The organism is Halobacteriovorax sp. (genome assembly GCF_041587335.1).
Lineage (GTDB): Bacteria > Bdellovibrionota > Bacteriovoracia > Bacteriovoracales > Bacteriovoracaceae > Halobacteriovorax.
On sequence record NZ_JBFGYP010000227.1, the window covers coordinates 1 to 2,976 of the forward strand.

The 2,976-nt window shown below is 33.5% G+C and carries 3 protein-coding genes; all 3 read left to right on the forward strand.

Going from position 1 to position 2,976, the window contains the following annotated elements; translation table 11 throughout:
* A partial coding sequence (locus tag ABX784_RS16645; protein WP_372656188.1) for a hypothetical protein occupies positions 1–1,245 on the forward strand: 1,245 nt, incomplete at its 5' end.
* A 263-nt stretch (positions 1,246–1,508) separates the two neighbouring features.
* Positions 1,509–2,024, forward strand: coding sequence for a hypothetical protein (locus tag ABX784_RS16650; RefSeq protein ID WP_372656189.1), 516 nt, complete (start codon positions 1,509–1,511; stop codon positions 2,022–2,024).
* A gap of 16 nt (positions 2,025–2,040) precedes the next feature.
* On the forward strand, positions 2,041–2,976 hold a 936-nt coding region (locus tag ABX784_RS16655; protein ID WP_372656190.1), incomplete at its 3' end, for an imelysin family protein.

The following is a 2,976-nucleotide window of genomic DNA, read 5'->3' on the forward strand; positions in this document are numbered from 1 at the left end:
ATTAGAAAACTGAATGTTAAACATTTACTCTTATTATCTAAAGAAGTTAAGCAGAGTCAGATATTTAAAAAGTTTATAATAGAAAATGATCTTAACGATGAGTTATATATCTTAACAGACAAGAAGTCTTTGGAGATGATTGAAAGAAAGAAAAGAGATGAGATTGAGAAATTTAAGAAGAAGGTTGTATTCCTATCAAATCGCTCTGTAGATAACTCAAATCTCTTTAATCTAAAGATTAATAATACATGGTATTTGGATAGAGATTTTACAAATTTTATCTTAAAACATATCCCTGCTAAGGTGGCAACGTTACCTGACTTTGCCAAATTTGATAAAATACTAGCTCGAGAAGCCCTGAAAGAGTCTTTTAAGAAAAGTATCCGAAGTGGTAATATTAGAGGTCCTATTTTAAATGATTCATACAACCATTTTCTGTGTTTTACTAAAGATCCTTCTTCTATCTCTTTATTTAAGTTTAAGAAGAAGCTTGATTATAGTTTTCTAAATAAAGTCTTAAATCATAATCGAACTGCAATCCAAGAAATATTAGAAATTAATATTGATGATAAGAAGTTATGGGATCTAGCACTTGATTCCTGGAGCTATGATGAAATGCCTAGTGGGAGATTGAGACGCTCTTTGATTGGGTACGTTCCTCGTAAGTTATTAAGTAATAATGCTTTTGTTTTGGATGTTCTAAACACTGACCCCGTATCTATCTATTTCTTGCCTAAAGATGTTTCCTTGAAGCTAAAAGGTACTGATATAGCAAATTTCAAAGATAGAGCTAGAAATCAGTTTATTTCTGAGATTAGAAATTTAAAAAGACCTGAGCTTGTAGAATATAGACTCTCTGCTTTTAAAAATGATAAAGAAATAGCTGAAATAATTATAGCTAATGAAAATCTATCGCATTACTTTTATTTATTTTCTGAGAAAGTTCGCTTTGATCGAGCTATTTCTAAAAATGCTCTAAGTGCAAATATTGATAACTACCCTTGGGTTTCTTCTGAGTTGCGTTCAATGAAAGATAATATATTAAAATATGCTGTTTATTCGACTCGAATGTATACTCCTTTTTTAAATAACCCTTTTTTTAAAGATAGAGACTTCGTTATTGAATATTTGGCGCTTTTGAGTTCAACAAAATCTCGCAGATATACTTTCCGTAAAACTTATATCCATAAGTCTTTAATTAGTGATCCTGGAATCAAAGAATACCTTCAAATGTATTACCCTTGAAACTATGTCTATATTTAGTTTTGGTCATTAACAAATTCTGAAGTCATACCCATATTCTGTAGTTGTACTAGATTGGTAGGCACATTTTGGGCTAGAGGAAGAAGAAAATCTACAATTTAAGCTGATTTGCATTTTTGAATTATAGAGCACGTAGTTAGTTGTTCTTACTTATGTGAAATATAACTTGTATGTGTGGCGGTATTAATGTTTGACATATCAAACTCTTGAATCTAGAAATAAGCAATACATTCAAAGGATTTTCAATGAAAGCAATAACTTTTCTAGTATCACTAGTGGTACTTCAGCCCGTATTCTCTCAGCACTTCTCACTACCTAGCGGAATAACATATCGTGCATATGCTACTCACTATGATTGTGGAGAATTTGGAGAAGTTAAGGCCGAGGCACCTGAAGTTCTATCTTTATTAAATACGAAATTCACTTTCTTAGCGGCAGATAAGAGGATTAACGACTTTCTAATTGAGTTAAATACTACGCATGAAGATGAGGTAGTTTGTCACTATGGAGTTTATTTAAAGAGAAACCGTGACGATCGAACTCTTTATTTTGAAAGTTCTGTAGTTGAAGCAACTAGCGAAGACTATAACTGCGATGGAATAAAGTCTGATTTAGACGGTTTACTTCAGGCCCTTCCTTATGAAGGATCAAGAAGAGGTCTTAGGTACTTAGCAACAACTTTAAATTCTCTAGATAGCGCAACATGTGTAGATGCATCTACTCGTATTGTTTTTGATAGAAGATACACACCTATAAAATAATTTTAAGGAGATTTATATGAAAAAATATTTATTAGTATTATTAACTCTATTATCAAGCGCAAGTTTCGCATCAAGTGTAGCAGAGAAGTACGCTGATCACGTTCTTGAGATGTATACAGAGTCGCTAGAGAGAGCAATTCAACTAGATTCAGATTTAAAGACATTTGTTGAATCACCAAATCTTTTCAACCACGTTACTGCTAAGCTTAGCTGGATTAACGCTCGTGAAGTTTATGGGCAGACAGAAGCTTTTCGTTTCTACAGTGGACCAATTGATTCTGACGAGGGACCTGAAGGACTACTAAACGCATGGCCTCTAGATGAGAACTATATTGATTATGTTGTTGGTGCACCAAACGCTGGAATAATTAATAATACTCAAGAGTATCCAAGTATTACAAAAGAACTACTAATTAGCCTAAATGAAAATGATGGCGAAAAAAATATCTCAACTGGTTACCATGCTATTGAGTTCCTACTTTGGGGACAAGATCTTTATAAGCTTGGTGCAGGGAGAAGAGGACATGAAGACTATGTTGTTGGATCTGTAGCAAATGCACAGAGACGTGGAGAGTATTTATTAGTTGTATCTGAACTACTCATTAAAGATTTAAACTATCTTGTATCTGCTTGGTCTAAAGGAAATCCTTCTAACTATAGAGCTGAGTTTCTTGCATTGCCATCTGAGAAGTCTCTTCAAAATATCTTCAAAGGAATCGTTTTCATGAGTGGAGATGAACTTTCTGGAGAGAGAATGTATGTTGCTTACGATACTCGTGGACAAGAAGACGAGCACTCTTGTTTTAGTGACATGACTCACAAAGATATTGAGTGGAACTTCCAGGGTGTAGTAAATGTTATCAATGCAACTGGACTTCTATCTCTTCCAGAGATGAACCAAACAGCTTTATCACTGAATATAGAAAAAAGAAGTAACGAAATATTAGAGCTA

Excerpts from the sequence above, each read along its gene's own strand:
- ABX784_RS16650 (WP_372656189.1), top strand. The coding sequence starts at position 1,509 with ATGAAAGCAATAACTTTTCTAGTATCACTAGTGGTACTTCAGCCCGTA.